This window comes from Paraburkholderia sp., assembly GCF_028283785.1.
GTDB lineage: Bacteria > Pseudomonadota > Gammaproteobacteria > Burkholderiales > Burkholderiaceae > Paraburkholderia.
This window is the reverse complement of record NZ_JAPWKB010000013.1, coordinates 157,930-183,900: the sequence shown is the minus strand read 5'-3', so window position 1 is coordinate 183,900 and position 25,971 is coordinate 157,930. Positions and strand designations below refer to the sequence as shown.

The window sequence follows — 25,971 nt, the reverse complement described above, 5'->3', positions numbered from 1 at the left end:
ACCCGATCATGGCGCACTCACGCACGCATACCCAAAGTCACGCCGCACGCGATACCCGTGGATTCGAATTCGAATCCACGCTCGGCAAGATTGCGCGTGTGCTGACGGGCCAATATGGTGTGAGCGTCGTCTTCAGTCCGGATGGTCCGCGCGTGGAACGTGGACGTATCGTGATTCCGGAATACGACGTCGGTGAATCGGTGTCGCGGGATGTGCTGACGGGCTATCTCGATCTGCTGGTAGCGCGCGCCAAACATTCGTCGCTCGATGCGATCGCCGCATTGCCGCAGGATGTATCGGCCAGTCTCGCGCAGATTGTCGAAGACCGCCGCGTATGCGCAGCGTTGCTCGACGAATATCCGGGCGCGCGCTGGTTCGTCGGCAAGCTGCGCGCGCATGCAGCGGCGAACACGCATGCGCGCTGGAATACGCTGCGCTGGCGCGACCGGTTCTTGTGGCGCGTCGAGCGCATGCTGTGGCATGAGCCAGCGGAATCGAACGAAGGAAGCCATTCGCTCGATGCGGCCTTGCATGCGTCCCAGGAATGCATCGATGCCGCACGGCACAGCATGTCCACCGCGCAGAGTATTGCCACGGCCCACGCGATCGTTGCGCGGGTTCGCCAGTTGTCGGCAGGCGACGCCAATCCGATGGCATTCACCGCAGACGCCGACGAAGACATCGATGCGGAATCGATCGAAACGCTGCTGAATCCAGACGATCCATTTAGCGATGCATCGCCTGCGTCGCCCAGATCGCAACGCGAAAGCGGCACGGATCGCGATCAACCACAGCCGGTCGGCATGGGACACTCGCCCACCGATGCTTCGGCGTCATCCGACCTCCAACCCGGAACCCCGCCCGCCCGATCCACTCGCACGGCCCGGCCCAGTTTGTCGATCCCGCTATCCACGGAGTTCGACGTCATCACCGACCAGACCGGCGCAGGCGACAGCGCCGCGTGGCGCGCAATTCGCGCCGCCGCGCGCGCTCAGACGGCACCGCTGCGCGACAAGCTCGAACGCGCATTGAGTGCGGACGAACGCACGCGCTGGAAACGTGAGCAGGAGCGCGGCGAACTCGACCGAACCGCCCTCGCAAAACTCGCGACGACACCCGGCTATCGCACGCCGTTTCGTGTGCAACGGACTACTCAGGGGCGCGATGTGGCGGTCACCTTGCTGATCGATCGGAGCGGGTCGATGGCTGGCAAAAAGATCGAACTCGCGCAACTCTGCGCGGCCGCGCTGTGCGATGCGCTGATGCAGTTATCGTTCGATTGCGAGGTGCTTGGCTACAGTTCTGTCGAAAGCGAGCCGATGAAGCGGCTTGTCGAACGGCAACGGGCCGCAGGAGCCGATTTAAGCCGCTACAACCGCTTCGTCGAGCGACTCGACCTGCAGATCTACAAACGCTTCGGCAGCGCTGATCCGAGCGGTCTGGCGAATCTGGATTGCGGTCACGAGAATCCCGACGGCGAAGCGCTTGCATGGGCCGCCACCCGCCTCGCCGATCACCAAGCCGCACGCCGCATCCTCATCGTGTTCTCGGACGGCTACCCGGCCACCGGCGACGGCGACCCGCAAGTGCTGCGCACCGATCTACGCAGACGCATCGACGCGATCGGTCAGCGCGGCATCGAACTGGTCGGCATCGGCGTGTTGACCGATGCCGTCGAATCGTTCTATCCGCACAACGTCGTGGTGAGTCGCCTCGCCGAATTGCCGTCGACGGTGTTCTCGGTACTCAGCGCAATGTTGTTGAAACGCGGCACGCACACCGCAATACCTGTTCCCACTATTTGACCATCGGCGGCGTTTGCGCAATAGGGATCAAAAACTCCGACACGCCGGTCAAAATAATCTGGACGCCGATGCACAACAGCAGGAACGACGACACGCGCATCGCGACCTTGGTCCCATCGGTACCGAGATACTTGGCGAAGATCACCGCGCGGCTGTAGGTGCAATACACCACGAAAGCGACGATCATCGAAATGGCGATCGAAGCCACGCTCGACAGCAGAAACTCCGACAGCTTGTGCGTGCGGTTCGCATTCAGCGCAATCGCCGTCGCGATCGAACCCGGCCCGGTCGTCAACGGCACCGTGAATGGAAAGAATGCTTTCGACATCGCGCTATCCGGATCGACACGCCGAACCTGGGTGTCAGCCGGCGCGGTATCCGGCGCATTCAACATGTTCCAGCCGGCCACCGCTACTGCCAGGCCACCGCCGATCCGCAGCGCCTGCATCGAAATGCCGAAAAAATGCAGCGTCGGCGTGCCCAGAAAAAACGCGACCATCAGCACGAAAAATACGTTGATCGCAATTTTTCTGGAAAGCTCGGTGCGCTCTTCGGTCGTCAGCGACGCCGTCCGGTCCAGGAACACGAACGCAATACCGAGCGGATTGATGATGCTGATAAGCCCGATAAAGCCAAACAGAATGTCGGAAATCAGACTTGCCACCATGGTTCGGCATCCCTCGAAAAACGCGCGCGGACTATCGCGCTGCAATAAATAATGGGCGTCGGGCACGGGCTACGCGATCGATTTTTCAGCGTAGCTCCCGAGGCATGCGCATCATCGCATGCCTTGCGGCGGCAGCGGTATAGCGCGGATGGACGGGCCATTTCACTGGCGCATTGCAGCATCGCGGTAACGCGTTGACGGCCACCTAACTTTCACCAAGCCTACAGTTTTTTGACAGCTTTACGGACGCGCCGCAACCGGCATACAGTCGCAGGGCAAGTCATGTTCAACGAGACCTCAGAAGAGATTCACACCACAAAAACAGACGTAATCACCGGTTTGAGGAGTCGCACTCATGATGCTTCGTATTCTCGCCGCGCTGCCGTTCATCGGCATTCTGCTTGGCGTTCCGTTCGTCAATCGCGTTGAGCCGCTGATCCTCGGCATGCCGTTCGTACTGGCGTGGATCGTTTTATGGGTGGTGCTGGGGTCCGTGCTGATGGCGATCGTCTACCGGCTCGATCCGGTGAACCGTCAGGCAGCGAGCGCTGAGGAGGTCGCCCCATGAGCGCGCTGATCATCATTACTGCGATCACACTGTTCGCACTTTACCTCGGCGTGCGCGCACGTCGCGGCCACGACATGAACCTCGAACAGTGGACCGTCGGCGGCCGCAGTTTCGGAACGGCCTTCGTGTTCCTGCTGATGGCCGGCGAAATCTACACCACGTTCACGTTCCTGGGTGGCAGCGGATTCGCCTACGGCAAGGGTGCCCCGGTCTATTACATTCTCGCCTATGGCACGCTCGCCTACATCCTGTCGTACTGGTTGCTGCCGCCCATCTGGCGCTACGCGAAAACGCATCGTCTCGTCTCGCAACCGCATTTCTTCGCACGTAAATACGACAGTCCCGCGCTCGGCACGCTGGTTGCACTGGTGGGCGTCGCCGCGCTGATTCCGTACCTCGTGCTGCAACTGAAGGGGCTCGGCATTATCGTTGCAACTGCATCTTATGGCGCGATCTCGTCGACGGCCGCGATCTGGATCGGTGCGGCGGTCGTGACTGTCTACGTGATCGTGTCGGGCGTGCGCGGATCTGCGTGGAACTCGGTCGTCAAGGATCTGCTGATTCTCGGCGTCGTCCTGTTCCTCGGCATCTATCTGCCTATCCATCATTACGGTGGTCTCGGTGAGATGTTCCATGCAATCGAAGCCGCCCGTCCTGGCTTCCTGACCTTCCCCGCGAAGGGATCGAGCGTGACGTGGTTCCAGTCCACCGTGCTACTGACCGCACTCGGATTCTTCATGTGGCCGCATACGTTCGGCTCGATCTACACCGCGCGCGATGAGCGGATTTTCCGCCGCAACGCAATGGTTTTGCCGCTGTATCAGTTGATCCTGCTATTCGTGTTCTTTGTGGGTTTTGCTGCGGTACTGACGGTGCCCGGTCTCAAGGGCGGCGATATCGATCTGTCGCTGTTCCGTCTGTCGTTGCTGACCTTCGATCCGTGGCTGATCGGCGTGATCGGTGCAGCCGGTGTACTCACGGCGCTCGTACCTGGCTCGATGATTCTCACGTCCGCCTCGACACTGCTCGCAAACGACGTCTATCGTGGCGCACTGAAGCGCACTGCAAGCGACGCGGAAGTCGGTACGCTCGCGCGGATGCTGGTGCCGGTCGTCGCGCTGGTCGCAGTGGCGTTCACGCTGCATGGCGGCGACACGATCGTTTCGTTGCTGCTAATGGGCTACAACTTCGTTACGCAACTTTTCCCGGCCGTCGTCTGCAGTCTCGCAACGCACAATCGCGCGACGAAACAAGGCGCGTTTTGCGGGATTCTTTCGGGCGTCGCGGTAGTCGCGATCACCACGAGCATGAAGCTGAGCGTCGCGCAATTGATGCCGTTCCTGCCGGACGCGCTGAAGGACGTGAATATTGGCTTCCTTGCATTGACCGTCAACATCGTCGTGTTCGCGGTGGTCAGCGCTGTCACGCAACCGCGCAGCGCCGGTCGGTCGCACGCAACCACGCATGTGCAGTGATGCTCGCATGAGCGCTACGCATACCACGTAGGACGCTCACGGTTTTATCGGTATTAGCGACGTACAGTACGCGCCCGGCGATCCTTGCGGATCGACCGGGCGCGTCGCATAGTGCGATGCGTGTCGATCAATCCTTGCTGTAGAGCGTCGAGTCCGCAAAGCCTTCGGCGGCGAGCACCTGCCCGACCAGAATCAGCGCTGTGCGCTCGATATTGGTTTGCCCGACTTTTTCAGCGATATCCGCGAGCGTGCCGATCACTTTTTCCTCGTCGGGCCAGCTTGCGCGGTAGATCACCGCGACCGGACATGCCGAGCCATAGTGCGGCAGCAACTCATCGACGATGCGCGCGATATGCCGAACCCCGAGATGGATTGCGAGCGTTGCGCGGTGACGGGCGAGATCGCCTAACTGCTCCCCTTCCGGCATCGACGTTTTGGTGGCGTAGCGCGTCAGGATTACCGTTTGCGAAACATCCGGAAGCGTCAGTTCGCAGCCGAGCGTGGCGGCACATGCGGCCGTGGCCGTCACGCCGGGCACGATTTCGAACGGAATGCCCAGCTCTCGCAGGCGACGGATCTGCTCGCCGATCGCACCGTAAAGCGATGGATCGCCCGAATGGACGCGCGCGACGTCCTGACCCGCATCGTGCGCGGCCTTCAGCAGCGCAACGATCTGATCGAGATCGAGGTCGGCGGTGTTGACCACCTGATCCGCGCAATGACCGTCGAGCACCGCAGCAGGCACCAACGATCCCGCATACAGGATCACCGGACAACTGCGCACAAGGCGCTGCCCTTTCACCGTGATCAATTCGGGGTCGCCTGGACCTGCGCCGATAAAAAACACCGTCATGCCTTGCTCCGTGATTCTTCGATGCTATCCGCGCATGCGTCATGCATGCGCGGATAGCATCCGTGAAATTGTTGCCATGCGTCCATGCGCGTAGCGCATGCGTGATTTATTTCGGGAGTGCGTCGATCAACCTTGTGATCCCGGAGAACGCCCGTTGTACCGGAGGCAACACTGGACGTCGCTGCATGATGACCGGCAAACCGCGTTCTCGCGCAACGTCGAGTTTGGCCTCCGTCGCCGCGCCGCCGCTGTTCTTGCTGACAATCACGTCGAACGCGCCCGAAGTAAACAGCGCACGTTCGCCCTCGGCCGTGTACGGCCCGCGTGCGTCGAGAATGCGCGCACGCGCATTGCCTGGGTGTTGATCGAGCATCCGCACGGTCCAGAACTGATGCGACGGAATCTCGTGCAGATGCGCAAGCGGCTCGCGCCCTACCGTAAATAGCGGCCGCGCAAAGGGTTTAAGTGCGGCGACGAGCTCCGCCCAATCGCCGACCATCCGCCAGTCGTCGCCTTCCTGCGCGTCCCAGGCCGCGCGACGCAACGCCCAACACGGCACATTGGTCGCGCCACTCGCTGCTGCAGCGTTCGCACTCATCTGCGCCGCGTACGGATGCGTTGCGTCGACCAGCAAGCCAATCCGCTCTTGCACGATATAACGCGTCAGTCCTTCCACACCGCCGAATCCACCTATGCGTACGGCGCATGGAAGGTCATGCGGCACTTTCCCAAGCCCGGCGAGACTATAGACGTCGTTCGGTCCGAGGTGACGCGCGATGCGCAATGCGTCGCCGGTCCCGCCAAGCAACAGGATCCGGGTCATCGAGCCATCCCTACGATCGTGCCTTGCCGGTCGATTGCAAACATCTCGACCGACACTTCCGCCGGTACGATATCGCGGGCCACGGCCAGCGCGTGTTCGCAGACGATATCGCCGAGCGGCACCCCGCGTTCACGCGACAATGCGAGCGCTTGCTGGCTGGTATTACACGCGATGATGGCTTGTTGCGTTGCATGATCGGCACCGTGCGCCGCAGCCCACGCAGCCAGTTGCGGAAGATCGATCGACGAGTGACGGCTATGCAGATCGAGATGTCCCGCCGCGAGTTTGCTCAGTTTTCCGAAGCCACCGCACATGCTTAACCGCGCGACCGGCGCACGCTTCAGATGCTTGAGTACCGCGCCCGCAAAATCGCCCATTTCGATCAACGCGATATCGGGCAAGCCGTAATGTGCGCGCATCGCGTCTTCGCTTGCATTGCCGGTACAGGCAGCAAGATGCGCATAACCGTTCGCGCGCGCGACGTCGATGCCTTGATGAATCGACGCGATATATGCGGAGCACGAAAACGGCCGCACAATGCCGGTCGTGCCGAGAATCGACAAACCACCGACGATCCCAAGCCGGGGATTCATCGTCTTGAGCGCGAGGGCTTCGCCGCCTTCGACACCAATCGTGACGTCGAAACCACCGGTATATCCATTCTCCGCGGCAAGTTCGGTCAGATGTTCGGTCATCATTCGACGCGGTACCGGATTGATCGCCGGCTCACCAACCGGTAGCGTCAAGCCTGCTCGCGTGACCGTGCCCACGCCCGGACCTGCATGAAACCGGACGCCCGGTTCCTGACTCAACTGCACGCGCGCGAATACGATTGCGCCATGCGTGACGTCGGGATCATCGCCTGCATCCTTGACGGTGCCCGCCTCCGCACCGCCATCGTCGGTTGCCCGGCAAAACACCAATGGCATGGGTACGTGCTGGCCCTTCGGCAAGGTGATCTCGGCGACATCGCTCGCGAGGCCGCTCAACAGTAGACGCGCAGCCGCGAGCGAAGTCGCGGTCGCGCAACTGCCGGTCGTGTAGCCGCTACGCAGCGGCGCGGGTTGTTCGGGCGTTTCGTCGCGCATCGCAGATCAGTCCTTCGCGCGGGATTCCGACGCATGCGGTTTGCGCACATCGAGCAGCGTAATCGGCAACGCCTGACGCCACGTATCGAAACCGCCAAGCGGTTGCGCTTCGGCGAGCGCGATTCGCGTCAACGTGCCGCCATGCTGCTCCCGCCACGCGACGAGCGCGGCTTCGCCCTGCAAGGTCACCGCGTTCGCGACCAGCCGGCCGCCGTCTCGCAGACCCGACCAGCACGCGTCGAGCGTACCCGCCGTGGTCACGCCGCCGCCGATGAAGATCGCGTCCGGCGTCGCCAGCCCGTCGAGTGCATCCGGCGCGCGTCCCGCCACCAGTTGCAAACCGGGTACGCCGAGCGCATCGCGATTGTGTTCGATAAAACGCTGCCGTTCGGGATGACTTTCGACGGCAATCGCCCGGCACGACGGATGCACGCGCATCCATTCGATCCCGATCGAACCGCTGCCCGCGCCGATATCCCACAGCAACTCGCCGGGCGCGGGCGCAAGACGCGCCAGTGTGATGGCGCGGACATCCCGCTTCGTCAACTGACCGTCGTGCCGGAATGCGTCGTCGGGCAAACCGGGCGTCAACGGCCAACGCGGTGCGCCATCGGACGCCCGGCATTCGAGCGCGACCACGTTCAATGCAGCGATGTCATGTGCGGACCACTGATCTGCACAGCCGTCGATTCGCCGTTCGAGCGCGCCGCCGAGATGTTCGAGAACAGCCATTCGGGTCGAGCCGAAACCGCGCGTCGTCAGCATCGCGGCAAGCGATGCGGGTGTGCTGCCGTCGGCGCTCAGCACGAAAATACGCGCTCCGTCGCGCAGATGCGCGTTCAACGTGGCCAACGGACGACCGACCAGCGACACCGTCTGAACGTCCTGCAACGGCCAGCCGAGCCTGGCCGCTGCCAGCGACAACGACGACGGCGCAGGCAGCACGCACAATTCGTCCGGCGGCAACTGCCGCGCAAGCGTGGCGCCGACGCCGAACAACATAGGATCGCCGCTCGCCAGCACGCAGATCGATGCGCTACGCGCATGCGACGGTTTTTCGCATGCGTCGGACGCATGCCAGCATAGGTCTGCATTCAACGCCTGCCGACGCGCCAGCAGTGGCGCCAGATCGAACGGGCGCGGCCACGCCTCGCGGCGTGCAGCAATCCGCGCAGGCAGCATCGCCAGATGACGTTCGCCGCCGATCACCACGGTCGCGTCGAGCAACGCGCGGCGCGCCGCACGTCCGAGACCGGCGTATCCGTCTTCACCAATGCCCACCACCGTCAGCCAGGCCGGCATGCATCCATCCTCTTTCGCGATCTTCAAGCTATCTTCAATAAGTGCGCCGCGGCACGCCGCGTAAGGCTTCCGCGTAGGTGCGCTGTTCGAAAAAAGGCATAATACCTGCTCGCCGGTGCCTTTCGGGGCCGAAGAGGGAACACAGATCACTGTGGCTGCCCCCGCAACTGTATGCAGCGAGTCCGCGCGCCCACGCCACTGGCAAGACCGGGAAGGCCCGCGCTGACGACGACCTGCCAGCCAGGAGACCTGCCGGCCAGACTGTTCGTGCCAGCCAACATCGGGCGGGGTGTACCGATGCCGCAGCAATTCCCTTGCATGGGTTGCTCGGGCCGTCGCGCGACGTTAATCCGGTGCCCGTTTGAACCACGTTTCGACCTTCGATGCCGCTGCTGGCGAGTCCGCTTCGCGACCCGCCGCTGCCGCCACGGCCGCTGATACTTCTGTGTCAGGCGGCCCGGCTGCGTCCATGCACGCAGCGCATGCATCCGAAACTGGCATGCGGCCGTCCGCGTGTCCGGGTTTGTTGCGCATCGTCGCCGCTCGCGACGGTGGAATCTGCCGGATCAAACTGCCGGGCGGTGCATTGCGCGCGGATCAAGCCAACGCGATCGCCGATGCGAGCGACGAATACGCCAGCGGAGTGATCGAACTGACGAATCGCGCCAACCTCCAGTTGCGCGGCGTCCGCGCGGGACATGAAGCCGCGTTGATCGGCGCGTTGCTGTCGGCGGGATTGGGACCCACGGGCGATGCCGCCGCCGACGACGTGCGCAATCTGATGATCAGTCCGACCGCCGGTCGTGATCCCCTAGCGCTATTCGACACGACAACGCTCGCCGCCGACATTCTCTCGTTGCTGCAAAGCGAACCGCATTTTGCGGCGCTTTCGCCGAAATTCGCCATGATGCTGGACGGCGGCGAAAGACTTGCGATGGTCGAGCATCCGCACGACGTTTGGTTCTGCGCGATGCCGGCTGTGCAAGGTGCAAAGCATGTGCGTTTTGCGTTCGGTTTCGCCGGGTGCCCGCCGATCGACGGCGCGCCGTCAGACTCGGCGGCGCTGGCCGCTATTGCGCCGGATCAGGTCGTGCCGACGGTTGCGGCATTGCTGCGCACGTTTCTCGAACTGGCAACGCCCGACCAGTCCCGCATGCGTGATCTGCTCACAACGTACGACGCTGAAATCATCCTCACGCACGCTCAACGCAATCTCGGCTTTCCGTTGCAGCGCGACGCATCCGTGACTGCGTGGCGACGACCGGCCGCGGACCCATCATTACGTTTCGGAATGCATGCACAGATGCATGCGCATACCTCATACGTAGGTGCGCAGGCATCACTCGGCCGCATCGACACCGCCACATTGCGCGAACTTGCAGCGATTTCGCATGCATGCGCAGGCGGAATGCTGCACGTGACGCCGTGGCAAGGCATCGTGTTGCCCGATGTGGACACTGCCATTGCGCCCGATGTCCTGGCACGCGTCGCCGCTTTAGGTCTTGCATGCAGCGCCGACGATCCATTCGCGCGCGTCATTGCATGCGCGGGTTCGACCGGTTGCGCGAAAAGCCTCGCCGATACCAAGGCAGATGCACAACGGCTCGCGACATGCCTGCCCGACGGCGTCGCCGACATTCATCTGACCGGTTGCCTGCGATCCTGCGCTGCCGCACATCGCGCTGCGTGGACATTGCTTGCGCAAGCACCCGGGATTTACGACCTTTATCGACGCGACGACACGCAGCCGGGACCCGGCGCATGCGTCGCGCATCACCTGACGATCGAACAGGCCGCCGACGCCCTTGCGCGGCTGGCCCGGAGCCCTATCGATGCCTGATTACATTCGCGACGGTCAGCAGATCTACCGCCAATCCTTCGCGACGATTCGCGCGGAAGCCAATCTGTCGGCGATCCCTGCCGACCTCGAAAAACTCGCCGTGCGCGTGATTCATGCGTGCGGCATGGTCGACATCGTCGACGATCTTCGCTTTTCGTCGGGCGCAGGCGCGGCCGGACGTGCTGCGCTCGCAGCCGGTGCGCCGATTCTGTGCGACGCACGGATGGTCGCCGAAGGCATCACGCGCGCGCGGTTGAGCGCCGAAAATCCGGTGGTCTGCACATTGAACGATCCATCCGTGCCGACACTCGCGCAAGAGATCGGCAATACCCGTTCGGCTGCGGCACTCGAGTTGTGGTGGCCGTATCTCGCGGGCAGCGTCGTCGTGATCGGCAATGCGCCTACCGCGCTGTTTTATCTGCTTGAAATGCTCGAACGCGGCGCACCTCGTCCCGCGTTGATTCTCGGTTTTCCGGTTGGTTTCGTGGGCGCCGCCGAATCGAAAGCACTGCTCGCGCAAAGCTTCGACGCGCATCGCGTCCCGTACGTGATCGTGCAAGGACGGCGCGGCGGAAGTGCGATGGCGGCCGCTGCGGTCAACGCGCTTGCATCGGAGATTGAATGATGGCGGAGCATGGGCGTCTGTTCGGCATCGGCGTGGGTCCGGGCGACCCCGAGCTGATTACGCTGAAAGCATTGCGCGTGCTGAAAGCTGCCCCCGTCGTGGCCTATTTCGTCGCGAAAGGAAAGAAAGGCAACGCATACAGCATCATCGAGGCGCATCTGCACGAAGCGCAGCAACATCTGCCGCTGGTGTATCCGGTCACGACCGAAGCGCTCGAACCGCCGCTGTCGTATGAAGCGATCATTGCCGACTTCTACGACACCGCTGCCGACGTGATCGCCACGCATCTGCACGAAGGCCGCGACGTCGCGGTGATTTGCGAAGGCGATCCGTTTTTCTACGGCTCATACATGTATCTGCATGACCGTCTCGCGAGCCGTTTCGATGCGGAAGTCGTGCCCGGCGTGTGCTCGATGCTCGGTGGCGTTGCGGTGCTCGGCGTACCGCTCGTGTATCGCAACCAGAGCCTGTCCGTGCTGTCCGGCGTGTTGCCGGAAGACGATTTGCGCCGACGCCTCGCCACGGCGGACGCGGCGGTAATCATGAAACTCGGCCGTAATTTCGACAAGGTGCGGCGTGTGCTGACCGACCTGGGTCTCGCGGATCGCGCGCTGTATGTCGAACGCGCGACGATGGCGAATCAGCGCATCGTGCCGCTTGCCGAAGTCGACCCGATGGCTTCGCCGTACTTTTCATTGCTGGTCGTACCGGGGGAAAAATGGCAAGGATGACGCCGCCCGCGATCGTAATCCTCGGTACAGGTGCGCTCGAAACGGCGACGCGCATCCAGGCGCGCTATCCCGGCGCACAGGTTCACGGGCTGCGCGGACGGGTCGATGCGGATCTCGCATACAGCGAACTCGGCGCGCATCTTTGTGACCTGTATGCGCGCGGTACGCCGATCGTCGCGCTATGCGCCGCGGGCATCGTGATTCGCTGCATTGCGCCGTTGCTGTCGAACAAAGGCATCGAGCCGCCGGTGCTCGCCGTCGCCGAAGACGGCAGCGCAGTCGTGCCGTTGCTTGGCGGACTCGCGGGCGTCAACATCATGGCGCGCGACATCGCGGCTACGCTCGACGTCGCGCCTGCAATCACGACAAGCGGTGAGTTGCGCTTCGGCACCTGCGTGTTGAATCCGCCTGACGGCTATGCGCTGGCCAGCCTCGCGCAAGGCAAGCGTTTCGTGTCGGATCTGCTGGCGGGCGAAAGCACCCGGATCGAAGGCGACGCGCCGTGGCTCGACGGCACCGACGTGCCGCGCACGCCGGCGTCACGACTTGCGATCCGCGTGACGCCGAATGTCTGGAACGGTGACACGAACGAACTGGTGATCTATCCGCGCAGCGTAGTGGTTGCGTTGCATGCGGGATCGAACGATGAAGCGACAATCGAAGCCCGGATTCTAGCGGCGTTGAACGAGCACAATCTGGCTCGCGAAGCGTTAGCGGCCCTTGTCATTGCATCGAACGTCGAACGCATCGACGAATACGTGCAGGCAGCGAGCGCTTTAGGCGTGCCGTTGCGGCTCACCGACACGCATGCGCCCACGTCATCCGATGCGCTGCTCATGCATGCGATGCGCGTACCCTGCGAGTTCGTCCATCGCACGCACGATCTCACGCTGGCCGTCACGCGTGGCCCAGTGGACCCGACTGCTATCGGCCGTGCACGAGGCCGCCTGACGGTTCTTGGACTCGGCCCCGGCCGCGCCGATCTGATGGCGCCAGCGGCTCGCAATGCGCTCGACGAAGCGACCGACATTCTCGGTTACGACACCTACGTGCGCATGGCCGGCCCGTTCCGCGCCGATCAGCGCGTACATGGCACCGACAACCGCGAAGAAATGCAGCGCGCGCGCCACGCATTCGAGCTCGCATGCGAAGGCCGTTCCGTTGCGATGGTGTCGTCCGGCGACCCCGGCGTGTTCGCGATGGCAGCGGCTGTGCTCGAAGCACTGGACACCTCCGCCGATCCGCGCTGGTCGAGCGTGGATCTCGTGATCGTGCCTGGCGTATCCGCGGCACTCGCGACTGCCGCGCAAGCCGGCGCGCCGCTCGGCCACGACTTCTGCATGCTGTCGCTGTCGGACAATCTGAAGCCTTGGGACGTTATCGAAGACCGCTTGCGGCATGCGGCGCAAGCCGATCTCGTGATGGCGTTCTACAACCCGATTTCGCGCGCGCGTCCGTGGCAACTGGATAAAGCGCTCGACATTGTGCGTGAACGGCGATTGCCGGAAACGGTTGTCGTACTCGGTCGCGATATCGGACGTCCGGGCGCGACACTGACCACCACGACACTCGGTGCGCTGCGTTCGACTGACGTGGATATGCGTACGATGGTGATCATCGGGTCCTCGTTGACGCGTCGATTCGGTCACGAGGCGAGTCGTGAATGGGTCTATACGCCGCGCTGGTATCGTTGATCGCGCGTGCGTCGCATATGACCTTAAAGACGTGCATCAAGCCTTGAATCGCGCCTCGATCGCCCGTTGGATCTCTTCGACGGACACGGGTTTGACAAAGTGGTGATCGAAGCCCGCTTCGCGCGTGCGCTGCCGATCGCTGCTTTGTCCGTACCCCGTCACCGCAATCAGCAGCGCACTCGCGCCCGACGGCCGCAACCGCATCTCTCGTGCAAGCTGAAAGCCATCCATGCCCGGCAAACCGAGATCGAGCAGGATGATTTCAGGGAGAAAGTCGTCGGCGATTTCGAGCGCTGCAAGCGCTTCGTGCGCCACCCGAACATCGTAACCGTCCGATTCGAGCACAAGCGACATCGCGATCGCCGCATCGACGCTGTCATCGACAAGCAACACACGCCGCGCACGCATGCTCGCATGCGTTTCATGCATGGCAGGCAACAGATCGAAACCCGCGCCGTCTGCAACCCGCGTCAACGGCAAGCGAACAACAAACTCGCTGCCCTGCCCGGGCCCTGACGAAAACGCATCGATGCGTCCGCCGTGCAATTCCACCAGCGTACGCGCGAGCGGCAAGCCGATCCCGAGCCCGCCTTCGGAGCGTTCGAGCGAATTCTCCGACTGTACGAACAGCTCGAAAATATGCGGCACGGTATCGGGATCCATGCCGACACCGTTATCGCGAATCATGATGTGCACGTCGTCGCCAGACTCGATTACATCAATGTGGATGTCGCCGCCCTGCGGCGTGTATTTCGCCGCGTTGGACAACAGATTGCCGAGCACCTGCGCGATCCGCACGCCGTCGCCGACGATATAGAGCGGCGTCTCCGGCAAGTTCGTGCTCAGGCGGTGCGCTTTGCGCGTCAAGACTGGCGCTGATGTCTCGATTGCCGCCTCGATGGCAGCCGCCAGCCCGACGATCTCCTGCCGCAGCGTGATCTTGCCTTGCGTAATGCGCGCGACGTCGAGCAGGTCATCGACGAGTCGGCTCAGATGCTTGACCTGCCGTTCGATGATCGAGCGCATTGCGTCGAAACTCTCCGGCGATGGCGACCGTTCCGGGTCGAGCAATTCGATCGCGTTACGGATCGGTGCGAGCGGATTGCGAAGTTCGTGTGCGAGCATCGCGAGGAATTCGTCCTTGCGGCGATCGGCGTCGCGCAGCAACGTGTCGTTCGCCTTGCGCTCGGAAATATCGTTGACGATCCCCGCGAGACGATAGATGCGGTCACGCACATCGCGCACGGCGAAGCCACGCTCCGCGACCCAGCGCATCGCGCCGTCCGGCCGGACGATCCGGTATTCGATTTCGTAGGGCACGCCGTCGGCCAGCGCACGATACGACGCGGCGACGCGCGCTTCGTCGAGCGGATCGATCCTGCCCGCCCAGTGTCCATCGCCCGGCTTCGGCACACCCGACGCGTCACCCCACAATCGGCAATACGCCGGACTCACATAAAGCAATTCACCTGTCGCGGGATCGAGCATCCAGAACACGTCGTCGATGTTTTCCGCCATCTGGCGAAAGCGCTCCTCGCTTTCACGCAGCGCGCCTTCCGCACGACGCACCCGCAGCAGCGCGCGCACATGTGCGATCAACTCGGCCGGTTCGGTTGGTTCGATCAGATAGCTGTCCGCACCGCCATCCAGCCCGCGAATCCGGTCCACGCTCTGCACGGCCGCAGCCGAAGTCTGCAACACCAGAATGCCCGCTGTTTCGGGCGCGGCCTTCAACTGGCGGCACACCTCGAAGCCGTTCAGATCGGGCAGACGTATATCGAGCAACACGAGATCGGGCGACGACGTACGCGCCCGCTCGATCGCTTCGAGACCGTTGGATGCTTCGATGACATTGAAACCCGCACGCGACAGGATGCGGGTTTTCGCATATCGCGCACCGTCGTTGTCATCGACATTCAGAATCAGGCTGGCACTCGCGTCGCTCATGGAAGTCGTGTCCGTCGTGCTGCTGTGATCGCCCGTTCCCGTATCCGGATGGATGCATGCATGCATGCGGCTCATGCATGCGCGGTACGCATGCGAGTACGACATGCGCACGATGCGCGCTTGCAGCAGCATCACGTGCTGCCTCATGGTAGCGCTAATTCCCTGCAATGCCTTCATTACCATCGCGCCTGCCATGCGTCATTACGGCAGGACTTCTCTCGCGACGAACACTGTCAGGTCGTCGCGGCCGCGCGAGTAATCGCGATACAGCACGGCGGCGATCAGCGACGGATGACGCAACGTCAAGCCGGGATACCGGCCGAGATCCCAACGCGTGGCCAGCCCATCCGAATGCATGACCAGCAATGCGCCCGCCGACCACGGCACATCGAATTCCTGCGTCTTGCGAATCGTGTGCCCGACGATGCCTGCATGCGAAACGAGATGCCGATGGCTTTCCGGCGTCCACACGCTTGCCGCAATATTGCCCACACCGCAAAAACGCACCACGCCGAAATCTTGCGCGATGCGCCCGGAAAATGGTGCTACTGCCTCATCGTCAGATGATTGCTGCGGCAGCGGCGGCAACCGTGCGACGCCGATTGCAGCGCCGCGTGTCGGGCGCAACGCTTCGTGCGCGGCATTGACTATTTCGGCGAGCGTAGCGTGACCGAACGGCGGCAACGTGCTTGTCGCGGCAACCGCGGCAACGTTGGCAAGCGGACCGTGACCGAGTCCATCCACGATCATGACGGTAAAGCCGTCGTTACCTTGCGTGCAGGTCCATGCGTCGCCGCTCAGCAATTCGCCGTGCAACGCGAGATTGATCGCGCCATATTCGACTGAACCGGACGCGCGTGCGGGCGTACTGTCCGCACCGGGCGTCGCTGCTGCATCGCTCCATACGACGACGCGCAATACGGTGCCCTGACCCGGCTCGCTCCAGATATCGAGTTCGCTAGCGAGGCGCTGGATCGCGCCCATGCCGTTGCCGGGACTGCCCGCCGTCGTATAGCCGTCGACGAAACAGGCGCGGATATCGGCGATGCCCGGACCGTTATCGATCGACAGGATCTCGATTCCGAAGCGGTCCGATGCGCCCTGTTGCGGCCCGACACTGTCGGTCAGCGGACGCACCAGCAGTTCGCCATGCTTCGCATGCTTCAGCAGATTGGTGCCGCATTCCGTGACGATGATCGCGATACGGCCGGTGAGCGTGTCACTGAAGCCGAGATGCGCGGCGATCTCCCCGATGCCGCGTCGCGCATACGAAACCTGACTCGGATCGCCGATCTCGAAGCGCTGTTGTGCGGGCATTGCCTGACTTAATACGGCTTCCATTTGCTGATCGAAATATGGGTTCCCTCGCCCGGCGCGGAGCGGATCGAAAATTCGTCGCACAAACGTTTTGCGCCGCCCAGGCCGAGCCCTAAACCGGAGCCCGACGTATAACCGTCCGTTAGTGCACGCGGGATATCCACGATCCCCGGCCCGTTATCGATAAACTCCAGACGCAAGCCCTTGCGGCCGTTTCGTTCGAGCACATAGCAGTGGACGTCGCCTCCGCCACCATACGTAAGCGTGTTGCGTGCCAGTTCGCTGGCTGCGGTCACGAACTTGGTCTGATCGATCAACGATAGCCCTTGCGCAACGGCTTTTTCGCGGACGTACTGACGCAACCGGACGATCTGTTCGTCGGAACGGATCGGCAGAATTTCATTAGGCGCGACGTCCGCTTCGGGTGGAATCGCGCCGCCGCCAAACGACGACGCGTCCGCATTCGCATCGCGCGAAGACGAAGCACGTTCGCCATAAGGCGACGTCGATGCGCCTGGTGGCGCATACCGTTTGTCGGCGTCGGTGCTCAAAACGGTGTGTTCCCGGTCAGTAGCGCCATCCCCTTCTCGACGTTCAACGCGGTGCGCACACCGGTGAGTGCGAGGCCCAGTTCGACCAGAGTGATCGCAACCGAAGGCTGCATGCCAACTACGACCGTTTGTGCATCGAGCACGCTTGCCATCGCAGCGGTATCGCCGATCATCCGTCCAATGAATGAATCCACCACGTCTAGCGACGAAATATCGATCAGCACGCCTTTAGCGCGATCCTTGACGATGCGCGTAGTCAGATCGTCCTGCAACGCGAGCGCGAGGCGGTCGTGCATATCCACCTGAATCGTCACGAGCAGGAAGCGGCCCATGCGCAAAATCGGAATGCGTTCCATCGCGGTTCCCTTGTATTGATTGCGCGGCTAGATGCCGTGCCGCTGACTCGTCGGCGCCGGATTAATCGCCGCCGAACTGGGAACCGCGCAACGGGCCGTTGGTAAACGGACCGTCGCTTCTCGCGGAGATCGAATCCGTGACCGATTGACCCGAGCGCTGCAACGCGATGATGAATGCATCGGCAAGCGTGGCTTTGGTGATCACGTTGGACAGGTTCACGCCGAGATGCACGATGGTTTGCGCGATCTGCGGACGGATGCCGCTGATGATGCAGTCCGCGCCCATCAAACGTGCAGCCGCGACCGTTTTCAACAGATGCTGTGCAACCAGCGTATCCACGGTCGGAACACCCGTGATGTCGATAATCGCGATTGCAGCGCCGGTCTCGACGATCTTCTGCAACAGGCTTTCCATCACCACTTGCGTGCGCGCGGAGTCGAGCGTGCCGATCAACGGCAACGCGAGCACGCCGTTCCAGAGTTGCACGACCGGCGTGGACAGTTCGAGCAGTTCTTGCTGCTGGCGCACGATGACCTGCTCGCGACTGGTCTGATAGACCTCTGTGGTATGCAACCCCAGCGCATCGAGCAACGTGCTGATCGACCACGTGAGATCCGCCAGCACGACCGGTTCCGCCGCAAGTTCGCTGCGCAAGCGCATAAACAGCGGCTGTTTCAGCGAGAACACGAACATCGCCGTTTCGACCGGGGAGAAACCCTGGCGGGCACGCTGCGTGGAGACTTCAGCGAGGAAGCCGCGCACTTCGTCCCACGTACTGGATTGCACGTTGATGCGATCCGACGAAGACAATGCCGCGCAGGTCAGTCCGACGAACTGCATGAACTGGGTGCGCAACTGCGCTTCGCTGACACCCCGACGCGCAGCGATTGCGTGTTGCTGTGCAACCCATTCGCCTAGCAGATCCGCCTGGCGGTCATTGAACAATTGGGCGAGACGCAATCCGCCGACCGTTTCCATTCACAGTTCCCCATGTATTTCGCAGCCTCACAGGAGGCTGGCTGGATTTGGATTTGCGAGCCGTCGTGGCAGCTTTTTTTGCGCAGCGATTTCGCGTTCCGAGTGCGTTGCCAACCGCGTACCGACGTCCGCTTCAACTAAGTGCAGGGACTCTAGCATGGCCGTTGACGTCGCTACAACGGGATTACGGGGCACGGATATTTCTTACCTCATGGCTAAGAAAGAAGATGCTTTAAAGGGTAATCTTTGCCGGTTATGCGACGCGGGGCCAACGCAGTACTGGGACGATCACGCTGCTTAGCCCGATCCGCCACCTCCTTACAAGCCTTTGTAAAAAGCATCGCATTGCTTAAGCGGCTATGTGCAACTCGCACCATTGGCGTGCACTCCGCGCCCGGGTGGAATGCGCCTGAAAACAGATTGAAAGCAAAAACACCATGCTGTCGATCGCGACGTCAAAAGCAAGCCACAGTCCAACGATGGCACACCAAATGCTCTATAAGAGAAGTAACCCGATTTACCCATGAGCTAACGCAATGAGTCCCGGCGCGTAGACGGTCCGACGAATCGAATGGGATCGCATAACGCGATCCTGCGAAATGCCACTTCGCAATATGTACGTGCGACCGACATCGACTCACGCCGCTTGAATTTAACCCGCCGCAACGGCGCATACCCGATTTATGACACCAGACACCCTCCGTTTATTTGTCGTGTCGCCACATTTCGATGACGCGGTATTCAGTTGCGGCGAACTCATCGCCGCTAACCCGGCAGCAATCGTTTGCACGGTATTCGCTGCGCCTCCTGAACGCGACATGTCCACGCATTGGGACACACGATGCGGGTTCGACAGTGCTTACGAGGCACTCCGTGCACGGACCATTGAAGACGATCGTGCACTTGCGATCCTCGAAGCCAAAGCGGCCCGCTTACCCTTTAGCGATAGCCAGTACAACGACACGCCGGCCGCTGCGGATATCGCAGACGTCCTGGAAAAAGCTGTGCGCGCATCGAATGCCAGTGAGCTTCTGATTCCATTGGGACTCGGCCACTCCGACCATGAACTGGTATTCGACGCATGCTGCAAGGTGATGCCAAGACTGCCGGGCATGAAATGGTTTGCCTACGAAGAAGCAATCTACCGCCGCGAACCGGGCGTCGTGCAGAAACGGCTGGGCGATCTGGAACAACGCGGATACATTGCGACGCCTGTACCCGTGCTGGAGCGCGGTGTGGGCGAAGGTTCAGTGCGTCGTGGGCGCTATGCGGCCATGAAGAGCGAGGCCGTCCATGCGTATAAAAGCCACCTGAAGGCTTCTGACGAGTCCGGCTATGACGATGTCTTTGCGCCCGAGCATTATTGGTCGCTTGCGATCCGACATTGATCGTCGATCGCGCAACCAGTTTCCATTGAACTGATTGAGCGTGCTTGCCGGCTCGCAATAGAGCGGCCCGACGACGGCAGCACGCCCGATTGCGCGACTTAAAGCGCGAGCGATACATGCAAGCGGAATGCACGCAGGCACATCCCCTGCTACCCCAGCCTCCGTGCCCGCCACTCGCTATCGCGCCCAGCCAATGTTCAGACCCGCCTCTCTCGCCATCACGTTGTCCGTTGCCTGCCTGACCTCCGCTTGCGTTCACGTCGGACCTAACCGCCTCAAGGCCGATCAGGTGGACTACGCACGCGCACTCGGCGATGCTAAAAAGCGCGAAATTCTCGCTGCCGTGGTCGGCTTGCGATACGCCGATTCGCCCGCCTTCCTCACGGTTAGCCAGATCATCGCTGCGTACACCTTCGATACGACAGCGGGTGCAACCGGCAATATCGGCTCTGGCAGCTTGCCGAATTACGCGCTTGCCACCGGCAGCGTGTCGTATTCGAATCACCCCACGTTCACGTTTACGCCGACCACCGGCGACGCGTACGCATCCGCCTATATTCGCCCGCTTGCGCCGACACTCGTGTTGCCACTCGCTGAAGGTGGCATCCCGATCGATCTGCTGCTCCGCATCTCCGCGCAATCGATTGGTGGACTTCAGAACGGCACTGCACTGGGTGGAGAAAATGCCGCTGGCGCGCCTGGCTTCTTCGAACTCCTTCAAGTGTTACGGCGACTGCAAATGGCAGGCGAACTCAACGTGAACTCGCGCAACGACAAAGATGCGAGTCGCGTCTTTCTCGTGATGGGCGCGACCACGAGCGGGCTATCGCCGCAAACCACAGCCGACTTGCGTCGCGCGCGCGAACTCCTGCATCTGTCGCCGAACACACGAAGCTATGAGGTCGTGTACGGTCCGTCAGCCGAAGCCGGCGACCGCATACCGATGGTCACGCGCTCGGTCCTCGGCATCCTCACCGATCTGGGCGCGCAAGTTCAGGTGCCCAAGGACCGGATTGCAGACGGCTCGACGATGCCCACCGTCGGGCTGATCGGCGGGGAAACGCGTCCGACGATCATCGTGCGGTCCGGGACGAAGCCACCGCCCAACGCCTACGTCGCGATTGCGTATAACGATGCGACCTATTGGGTGGATCGCAACGACTTCGATTCGAAATATGCGTTCACCGTGGTGCAGAACCTGATGGCGCTTGCCGAGGCCGACACGAATTCGAAAGCACCGATCGTCACGATCCCGGCCAACTGATTTTGCCGGTCACGGCTCGGGCGGATCGGTCGTCTTGCCCATGCTCGCATGCGCGCTGTGCATGCGAGCATGCGTAAGGACACAGCGCAAGTCAGCGCACAACGACGGCACATGGTTTGCTAGTGCGTTCACGACGATCGCACGCGTGCGCGTCCTGTCGTCTTTCGAGTTCAGGGGAAACCGATGCCGCGCTCTGCCCAACCCGTTGCCCGCCTCTCGCAATTGCATGAAAGCCATGCAACACGCGTCGAAGTCGATGGCGAAAAAGTGTTGCTGGTCCGCGCTGGAAGCACGGTCCATGCGTTCACCGCCGATTGTCCGCATGCAGGCGCACCGCTGGAAGAAGGCGCATTGTGTAACGGGCGGATCGTGTGCCCGTGGCATAAAGCGACATTCGACGCGTCTACTGGCGATCTGATCGAACCACCCGCACTCTTTCCACTAGACCGTTATCCGGTGACGATCTCCGGCGACGACGTTCTGGTATCGCCGGACAAAATTCCGCCCGCCGCGCAGCCCGCACAAGCGGACTCGCGGCATGTTGCGATTGTCGGTGCGGGTGCGGCAGGCGCCGCCGCATGCGCTGCACTGCGCGAGTTCGGCTTCGCGGGACGCATCAGCCTCGTCGGTAACGAAACCGCCCCGCCATACGATCGCACCGCGCTTAGCAAGTTCGTGATGTCCGGCGAGATGAAACCTGACGACGTGCCACCCCTGCTGCCCGACGGATTCCTTGAACGCGCAGATATCCAGCGCGTCGTTGCCGATGTAACACGCCTCGATCCGCGCAAACGGGTCGTCCACCTTCAGGATGGCCGCGAACTCGAATACGATGCCGCGCTACTCGCACCGGGCGGCAAACCGATCGTGCCTGGCTTGCCCGGCCGTCACCTCTCGCGCGTGTATCTGCTGCGCAGTCTCGACGATTCGCGCGCGCTGATGGACGGCCTGCCCGATCATCGGCGCGCGGTCATTATCGGTAGCAGCTTTATCGGCCTCGAAGCTGCGTCCGCGCTGCGCAAGCGCCACGTTGCGGTCACGATCACGTCGCCCGAAAAAATTCCTTTTGCCAAGCAGTTCTGCGAAGAAATCGGCACCATGTTTCAACGCCTGCATGAAGACAATGGCGTGACATTCCGGCTCGGGACCAAAGTGATCGCGCTCGAAGGCGATGAGGGCGCCGTGCACTCCGTCACGCTGGATAGCGGCGCCCATCTTCCCGCCGACGCCGTGCTGATCGGCACCGGCGTCACGCCCGCCACGGATTTTGTCGAAGGGGTGACGCTGGAGAAAGACGGGGCCATCGCGGTCGATGCCGGCATGCAAGCCGCGCCGGGTCTCTATGCTGCCGGCGATATCGTGAGCTTTCCTTTGACGAAAAACGGTCCGCACGTTCGGATAGAACATTGGCGCGTCGCGCAACAGCACGCGCGTATCGCCGCTCGCAATATGGTCGACGGATTCGCGTCGAACCCGTCCCGCGCCGCGCCGCGCCAGCGCAGTACGACGGCGTGCCGTACTTTTGGACTTACCACTACGGAAAGCGCTTCGAATATCTCGGGCATCCACGCGACTGGGACGATGTCGTGATCGAAGGAAAACTCTCTGCCCAGCAATTTATCGCGCTGTTCGTCAAGGACGGACAACTGGTCGCCGCGCTCGCATGCGAGCGTGAAGCGACCACCGCGCGGCTGATCGAAGCGATGCGCGCGCCGCTTTCTCAAGCGGACGCTGTAAGGCTCATCGGCGAAAAACAATAGGAATAAGCGCATGTCTGCGATGCATGCGTTGGACGCATGCATATCGTGCCTGTATCGGGACGCGCGAATTCGGGTCGAGTCCGGTTCTTGCTACGTCGCAAATGGGCACACCACGCGCCATGAGCGCAACACCCAGTTTGAAGGAGCCGCCACGGCTCGGCGTTCGCCCCTAACCGCGACAACTGACGGCATTTACGTGCCGCATCCGAAGGAGATGAAGATGAGCGAACCCAAAGAACAGCATCCGCATGCCGACAAATCTGAGAAGCAGATCGACAAGGCCAACGAAGACACCTTCCCGGCAAGCGATCCACCGTCCACTGGCGGCACGACCCGCATCGAAACCGACGACGACAAGTCGAAAGACACATCCGGTTCGGGCAGCAAAAAATAACGACTGTATCGCGCGGCGGCATCCGGTCATGCATGCCGCCGCGCGCAATTGCTTAAGTCAGCTCGACCAGCAGATTACATAAGCACTGAACGGGCTATCAACGCCGGGCAGAGTGCCCGCCGTACCGAGACCGACCTGCACGCAGCACTCGCGAATGTCGGCGTTGCCGTCGCGCAGTTTTATCCGGACATATCGCTGACGGGCTACATCGGCACACGCGCTACGAATGCCAGCGATCTGTCGCGTTGGTCACATCTGTTCTACCCGTTCGGAGCGAGCAACACGCGCGTCAGCAATACGCACAACAAGGCACCGTGCAGGTCACGACAGATCTCGTCGCGCTTTACAAGGCGTTGGGTGGAGGCTGGCAGGATACCGACTGACCGCTCAGGCCGCGACGCCATCGACGGGATGCGCGGATTCACGCACACCGTTCGCATACGTCGCGGCAGGCGGTTGCGTCGAAAACTTCATGCATGCATGAATCATGTCTTTCATCGACGTCGCATAGTGATCCGCGCCGAGTGCGCTTTGCAGGTCTTCGCTCCAGCGATCCGTCAGACCCGACGGCCACAAGCCCACTACGATCGATGCATCCGGCAAACGCTCGCGCACCCGTTTCACAAGATAGCGAAGATGAGACGGAATACCCTCTATCTGAAGGTAGAAAATGCAAACCAGATCGACGTCGGCGATATCGAGCGTCGCGATCGTGGTTCGCGAAGCGGCCTCGTTCGGGACGATCCGGCATTCGAATTCATGCTTGCCGAGCAACTGCACGACGATCGATGACGCCAGCGCATCGAGCGGCCCACGCCCGGAAATGCAGATCACGCGATGACGCGCGCCAGTCATCGTGTCACCTGACGCAACGGTTTCGCTCGATGCGCGTGGATCGAAGCTACCGGATGCTGACGTATGTTCCTCTTCCGTACCGGACGATAACGAAACCGGCGCAAGTGGCGGCTCTTCCTGTATCGATTCCGACGTCGAAGCAACCGACGCTGGCATAGACGAACCGGGCTCTATATCGTCGTAGCTCTCCAACCCTTCCATCAGGTCGTTGGTCGTCGTTTCGATCCGCGCGAGTTGGGCGGCGGTCACGCGCCCGCGCACGACGTCGTTTGCGGCGAGCCGCAAGCCTTTGATCGCGACCTCGTCGTAATACGTCGCTAGCGATCTGTCGCGCAGCATGATTTCCGCCTGGCCGATCGCCTCGTCCGGATCGCCGGCCAATGCGCGCTGGTAGAAATTTTCGACGGGCGTGAGTGCGGGTTGATCGCCGAGCAGCACATCGAGAAATTCGAGCCGTCGGACATGGCGGCCAAGAACGAGCAGGCACAGTGTCAATGGCGTCGAGAGGATCAGCCCGATCGGCCCCCAGATCGAACTCCAGAAAATCGCGGCGACCACCACCGAAAATGGCGAAAGGCCCGTACTGTGTCCGTAAAGCAGAGGCTCGACCACTTGTCCCACGACGACTTCGACAGTCACGAACAACGCAATCGACCACAACGCCATCGACCATCCGGGCCCGACAGCGGCCGCCAGCGCCGTCGCGAGCGCCGCTGAAATCCAGATGCCGACGTACGGCACGAGGCGCAGCAGCGCGGCCATAATGCCCCACAAAACAGGGCTCGGCACGCCGATGATCTGCAAACCCACGCCGACCAGGACGCCCACGCCGGCATTCACACCGAGTTGCGAAACGAAGTAGCGACTCAGCCGTCGCGCGGCTTCGTCCATCACGGTCGTCGTGCGGTGCAGGTCGCGCGATCCGAACAAACGGATTGCGCGATCGCGCAGATCGTCGCGCTGCAGCAGAATCACCACCATCACGACGAATACGATAAAGGTGGTTTCCAGCGGACTGATGACGGGCGACACGACACGTCGAGCCAGCTCGAACGGCGTAGGAACCGGCTCGCGTACTTCGACGGGCATCGCAGCATCAGGTTGCGACGACGCCGACGATTGCGATGATGGCGGCGAGGTCTGAGATGAACGCGATGAACGCGAAGGCGTCGGTGTCAACGCATGCGGTGCGCGATCGGCGGGCGCAGCGGGCGGCTCTGCGGTCACGCGCTGCAATGCCTGACCCGCGACGCTTGCAAAATGATCCAGCCGGCCGACGGTGACGTTATGCGCGGCGTCGAGCTTACGTTCGATGGTCGCCTGATAGCGAGGAATACCTGCGGCGAGATCGGTCAATTGCGTGGCGATCACGGTGCCAAATAGCACGATCACCGAAACCGACAACCCGACTGCGACGAATACCGACGCCACATGCCCGATCCGAAAACGGCGCATGAAATCCGCCAGCGGCGCGACGAGAAAACTCAGCAGAATCGCGAGCGTGATTGGAATCAACACCGCGCGGCCGAAGTAAAGCCCGGCCACCACCGTCACGCCGACCGCAAGCGTCACCAGCCCATCGATACCCGGCGTCGACGATGGCGAAATGCGGGTGGCGGGCCGTTGCGGCGGCGGATCGGTCGCGTCGTTCATGGGTCGGACATCGCTCGGGACACATAGGCCGCTGCG

23 protein-coding genes, 1 pseudogene and 1 riboswitch are annotated in these 25,971 nt (G+C 62.0%); of the genes and pseudogenes, 13 read left to right on the top strand and 11 right to left on the bottom strand.

Features of this window, described 5'->3' with window-relative positions:
* Window positions 1-8: 8 nt before the first annotated feature.
* Window positions 9-1,805, top strand: a complete 1,797-nt coding sequence (locus PW947_RS14875; protein ID WP_299633095.1) for a cobalamin biosynthesis protein CobT — start codon at window positions 9-11, stop codon at window positions 1,803-1,805.
* Here PW947_RS14875 and PW947_RS14870 read toward each other — a convergent pair.
* A complete protein-coding gene (locus PW947_RS14870) occupies window positions 1,798-2,472 on the bottom strand; it encodes a MarC family protein (RefSeq protein WP_299633094.1) in 675 nt (224 codons plus the stop codon). The genes PW947_RS14875 and PW947_RS14870 overlap by 8 nt on opposite strands.
* A gap of 355 nt (window positions 2,473-2,827) precedes the next feature.
* On the opposite strand from PW947_RS14870, the gene PW947_RS14865 reads away from it, so the two are divergent.
* Together PW947_RS14865 and PW947_RS14860 are read left to right on the top strand one after the other, a co-directional pair.
* Window positions 2,828-3,040, top strand: a complete 213-nt coding sequence (locus PW947_RS14865; RefSeq protein WP_299633093.1) for a DUF3311 domain-containing protein — start codon at window positions 2,828-2,830, stop codon at window positions 3,038-3,040.
* The gene (locus PW947_RS14860; protein ID WP_299633092.1) at window positions 3,037-4,515 is read left to right on the top strand and encodes a sodium:solute symporter; all 1,479 of its coding nucleotides are present in this window, start codon (window positions 3,037-3,039) and stop codon (window positions 4,513-4,515) included. Before PW947_RS14865 ends, PW947_RS14860 begins: the two co-directional genes overlap by 4 nt.
* A gap of 127 nt (window positions 4,516-4,642) precedes the next feature.
* Here PW947_RS14860 and cobM read toward each other — a convergent pair whose 3' ends face one another.
* The 4 genes from cobM to cbiE all read right to left on the bottom strand — a co-directional run bounded on the left by cobM (window position 4,643) and on the right by cbiE (window position 8,581).
* Window positions 4,643-5,368 carry a precorrin-4 C(11)-methyltransferase gene (gene cobM / locus PW947_RS14855; protein ID WP_299633091.1) on the bottom strand — a complete coding sequence of 242 codons (726 nt, stop codon included), beginning with the start codon at window positions 5,366-5,368 and terminating at the stop codon, window positions 4,643-4,645.
* 106 nt (window positions 5,369-5,474) lie between these two features.
* Window positions 5,475-6,191, bottom strand: a complete 717-nt coding sequence (locus PW947_RS14850) for a cobalt-precorrin-6A reductase (RefSeq protein WP_299633090.1) — start codon at window positions 6,189-6,191, stop codon at window positions 5,475-5,477.
* On the bottom strand, window positions 6,188-7,279 hold the full coding sequence (locus PW947_RS14845; protein WP_299633089.1) for a cobalt-precorrin-5B (C(1))-methyltransferase: 1,092 nt from the start codon (window positions 7,277-7,279) through the stop codon (window positions 6,188-6,190). The genes PW947_RS14850 and PW947_RS14845 overlap by 4 nt, the downstream gene beginning before the upstream one ends.
* A 6-nt stretch (window positions 7,280-7,285) precedes the next feature.
* Window positions 7,286-8,581, bottom strand: coding sequence for a precorrin-6y C5,15-methyltransferase (decarboxylating) subunit CbiE (gene cbiE, locus PW947_RS14840; protein WP_299633088.1), 1,296 nt, complete (start codon window positions 8,579-8,581; stop codon window positions 7,286-7,288).
* Window positions 8,582-8,677: 96 nt separating this feature from the next.
* Window positions 8,678-8,853, top strand: a riboswitch (cobalamin riboswitch).
* 227 nt (window positions 8,854-9,080) lie between these two features.
* On the opposite strand from cbiE, the gene cobG reads away from it, so the two are divergent.
* The 4 genes from cobG to cobJ are packed head-to-tail and all read left to right on the top strand — an operon-like array spanning window position 9,081 to window position 13,471.
* A complete protein-coding gene (gene cobG, locus PW947_RS14835; RefSeq protein ID WP_299633087.1) occupies window positions 9,081-10,421 on the top strand; it encodes a precorrin-3B synthase in 1,341 nt (446 codons plus the stop codon).
* Window positions 10,414-11,046, top strand: coding sequence for a precorrin-8X methylmutase (locus tag PW947_RS14830; protein ID WP_299633086.1), 633 nt, complete (start codon window positions 10,414-10,416; stop codon window positions 11,044-11,046). Before cobG ends, PW947_RS14830 begins: the two co-directional genes overlap by 8 nt.
* Complete coding sequence (locus tag PW947_RS14825) at window positions 11,046-11,777, top strand: precorrin-2 C(20)-methyltransferase (protein ID WP_299633317.1); 732 nt, start codon at window positions 11,046-11,048, stop codon at window positions 11,775-11,777. The genes PW947_RS14830 and PW947_RS14825 overlap by 1 nt, the downstream gene beginning before the upstream one ends.
* Complete coding sequence (cobJ, locus tag PW947_RS14820; protein ID WP_299633316.1) at window positions 11,774-13,471, top strand: precorrin-3B C(17)-methyltransferase; 1,698 nt, start codon at window positions 11,774-11,776, stop codon at window positions 13,469-13,471. Before PW947_RS14825 ends, cobJ begins: the two co-directional genes overlap by 4 nt.
* 36 nt (window positions 13,472-13,507) lie before the next feature.
* Here cobJ and PW947_RS14815 read toward each other — a convergent pair whose 3' ends face one another.
* From PW947_RS14815 to PW947_RS14795, 5 genes are all read right to left on the bottom strand, one after another.
* A complete protein-coding gene (locus PW947_RS14815; protein WP_366146120.1) occupies window positions 13,508-15,565 on the bottom strand; it encodes a response regulator in 2,058 nt (685 codons plus the stop codon).
* Between the two features lie 54 nt (window positions 15,566-15,619).
* Entirely contained in the window at window positions 15,620-16,759 is a 1,140-nt protein-coding gene (locus tag PW947_RS14810) for an ATP-binding SpoIIE family protein phosphatase (protein WP_299633085.1), read from the bottom strand.
* Complete coding sequence (locus PW947_RS14805) at window positions 16,744-17,166, bottom strand: anti-sigma regulatory factor (RefSeq protein ID WP_299633314.1); 423 nt, start codon at window positions 17,164-17,166, stop codon at window positions 16,744-16,746. The genes PW947_RS14810 and PW947_RS14805 overlap by 16 nt, the downstream gene beginning before the upstream one ends.
* A 116-nt stretch (window positions 17,167-17,282) precedes the next feature.
* Window positions 17,283-17,642 carry an STAS domain-containing protein gene (locus PW947_RS14800; protein ID WP_299633084.1) on the bottom strand — a complete coding sequence of 120 codons (360 nt, stop codon included), beginning with the start codon at window positions 17,640-17,642 and terminating at the stop codon, window positions 17,283-17,285.
* Between the two features lie 61 nt (window positions 17,643-17,703).
* Window positions 17,704-18,621: an STAS domain-containing protein gene (locus tag PW947_RS14795; protein WP_299633083.1), complete on the bottom strand. Its 918-nt coding sequence runs from the start codon at window positions 18,619-18,621 to the stop codon at window positions 17,704-17,706.
* A gap of 683 nt (window positions 18,622-19,304) precedes the next feature.
* Here PW947_RS14795 and PW947_RS14790 point away from each other — a divergent pair.
* The 6 genes and pseudogenes from PW947_RS14790 to PW947_RS14770 all read left to right on the top strand — a co-directional run.
* Window positions 19,305-20,009 carry a PIG-L family deacetylase gene (locus PW947_RS14790; RefSeq protein ID WP_299633082.1) on the top strand — a complete coding sequence of 235 codons (705 nt, stop codon included), beginning with the start codon at window positions 19,305-19,307 and terminating at the stop codon, window positions 20,007-20,009.
* Between the two features lie 193 nt (window positions 20,010-20,202).
* The gene (locus PW947_RS14785; RefSeq protein ID WP_299633081.1) at window positions 20,203-21,273 is read left to right on the top strand and encodes a hypothetical protein; all 1,071 of its coding nucleotides are present in this window, start codon (window positions 20,203-20,205) and stop codon (window positions 21,271-21,273) included.
* Between the two features lie 183 nt (window positions 21,274-21,456).
* Window positions 21,457-22,863 (top strand): FAD-dependent oxidoreductase, encoded by a 1,407-nt coding sequence (locus PW947_RS14780; protein WP_366146119.1) that lies wholly within the window; start codon window positions 21,457-21,459, stop codon window positions 22,861-22,863.
* On the top strand, window positions 22,785-23,033 hold the full coding sequence (locus tag PW947_RS31235) for an oxidoreductase C-terminal domain-containing protein (RefSeq protein ID WP_366146118.1): 249 nt from the start codon (window positions 22,785-22,787) through the stop codon (window positions 23,031-23,033). The genes PW947_RS14780 and PW947_RS31235 overlap by 79 nt, the downstream gene beginning before the upstream one ends.
* 220 nt (window positions 23,034-23,253) lie before the next feature.
* The gene (locus tag PW947_RS14775) at window positions 23,254-23,427 is read left to right on the top strand and encodes a hypothetical protein (protein WP_299633080.1); all 174 of its coding nucleotides are present in this window, start codon (window positions 23,254-23,256) and stop codon (window positions 23,425-23,427) included.
* Between the two features lie 117 nt (window positions 23,428-23,544).
* Window positions 23,545-23,810: pseudogene (locus tag PW947_RS14770) on the top strand (hypothetical protein); the annotation flags it as partial.
* 4 nt (window positions 23,811-23,814) lie between these two features.
* Here PW947_RS14770 and PW947_RS14765 read toward each other — a convergent pair.
* The gene (locus PW947_RS14765; RefSeq protein ID WP_299633079.1) at window positions 23,815-25,935 is read right to left on the bottom strand and encodes an AI-2E family transporter; all 2,121 of its coding nucleotides are present in this window, start codon (window positions 25,933-25,935) and stop codon (window positions 23,815-23,817) included.
* Window positions 25,936-25,971 lie beyond the last annotated feature (36 nt).

Coding starts and splice junctions, on each gene's coding strand:
- PW947_RS14795 (WP_299633083.1), bottom strand. CDS start 18,621: ATGGAAACGGTCGGCGGATTGCGTCTCGCCCAATTGTTCAATGACCGC.
- cobJ (WP_299633316.1), top strand. CDS start 11,774: ATGACGCCGCCCGCGATCGTAATCCTCGGTACAGGTGCGCTCGAAACG.
- PW947_RS14785 (WP_299633081.1), top strand. CDS start 20,203: ATGTTCAGACCCGCCTCTCTCGCCATCACGTTGTCCGTTGCCTGCCTG.
- PW947_RS14800 (WP_299633084.1), bottom strand. CDS start 17,642: ATGGAACGCATTCCGATTTTGCGCATGGGCCGCTTCCTGCTCGTGACG.
- PW947_RS14860 (WP_299633092.1), top strand. CDS start 3,037: ATGAGCGCGCTGATCATCATTACTGCGATCACACTGTTCGCACTTTAC.
- PW947_RS14845 (WP_299633089.1), bottom strand. CDS start 7,279: ATGCGCGACGAAACGCCCGAACAACCCGCGCCGCTGCGTAGCGGCTAC.
- PW947_RS14870 (WP_299633094.1), bottom strand. CDS start 2,472: ATGGTGGCAAGTCTGATTTCCGACATTCTGTTTGGCTTTATCGGGCTT.
- PW947_RS14810 (WP_299633085.1), bottom strand. CDS start 16,759: ATGGAAGCCGTATTAAGTCAGGCAATGCCCGCACAACAGCGCTTCGAG.
- PW947_RS14875 (WP_299633095.1), top strand. CDS start 9: ATGGCGCACTCACGCACGCATACCCAAAGTCACGCCGCACGCGATACC.
- PW947_RS14775 (WP_299633080.1), top strand. CDS start 23,254: ATGAGCGAACCCAAAGAACAGCATCCGCATGCCGACAAATCTGAGAAG.
- PW947_RS14815 (WP_366146120.1), bottom strand. CDS start 15,565: ATGAGGCAGCACGTGATGCTGCTGCAAGCGCGCATCGTGCGCATGTCG.
- PW947_RS14825 (WP_299633317.1), top strand. CDS start 11,046: ATGGCGGAGCATGGGCGTCTGTTCGGCATCGGCGTGGGTCCGGGCGAC.
- cobM (WP_299633091.1), bottom strand. CDS start 5,368: ATGACGGTGTTTTTTATCGGCGCAGGTCCAGGCGACCCCGAATTGATC.
- PW947_RS14765 (WP_299633079.1), bottom strand. CDS start 25,935: ATGAACGACGCGACCGATCCGCCGCCGCAACGGCCCGCCACCCGCATT.
- PW947_RS14830 (WP_299633086.1), top strand. CDS start 10,414: ATGCCTGATTACATTCGCGACGGTCAGCAGATCTACCGCCAATCCTTC.
- PW947_RS14850 (WP_299633090.1), bottom strand. CDS start 6,191: ATGACCCGGATCCTGTTGCTTGGCGGGACCGGCGACGCATTGCGCATC.
- cbiE (WP_299633088.1), bottom strand. CDS start 8,581: ATGCCGGCCTGGCTGACGGTGGTGGGCATTGGTGAAGACGGATACGCC.
- cobG (WP_299633087.1), top strand. CDS start 9,081: ATGCGGCCGTCCGCGTGTCCGGGTTTGTTGCGCATCGTCGCCGCTCGC.
- PW947_RS14780 (WP_366146119.1), top strand. CDS start 21,457: ATGCCGCGCTCTGCCCAACCCGTTGCCCGCCTCTCGCAATTGCATGAA.
- PW947_RS14790 (WP_299633082.1), top strand. CDS start 19,305: ATGACACCAGACACCCTCCGTTTATTTGTCGTGTCGCCACATTTCGAT.
- PW947_RS14865 (WP_299633093.1), top strand. CDS start 2,828: ATGATGCTTCGTATTCTCGCCGCGCTGCCGTTCATCGGCATTCTGCTT.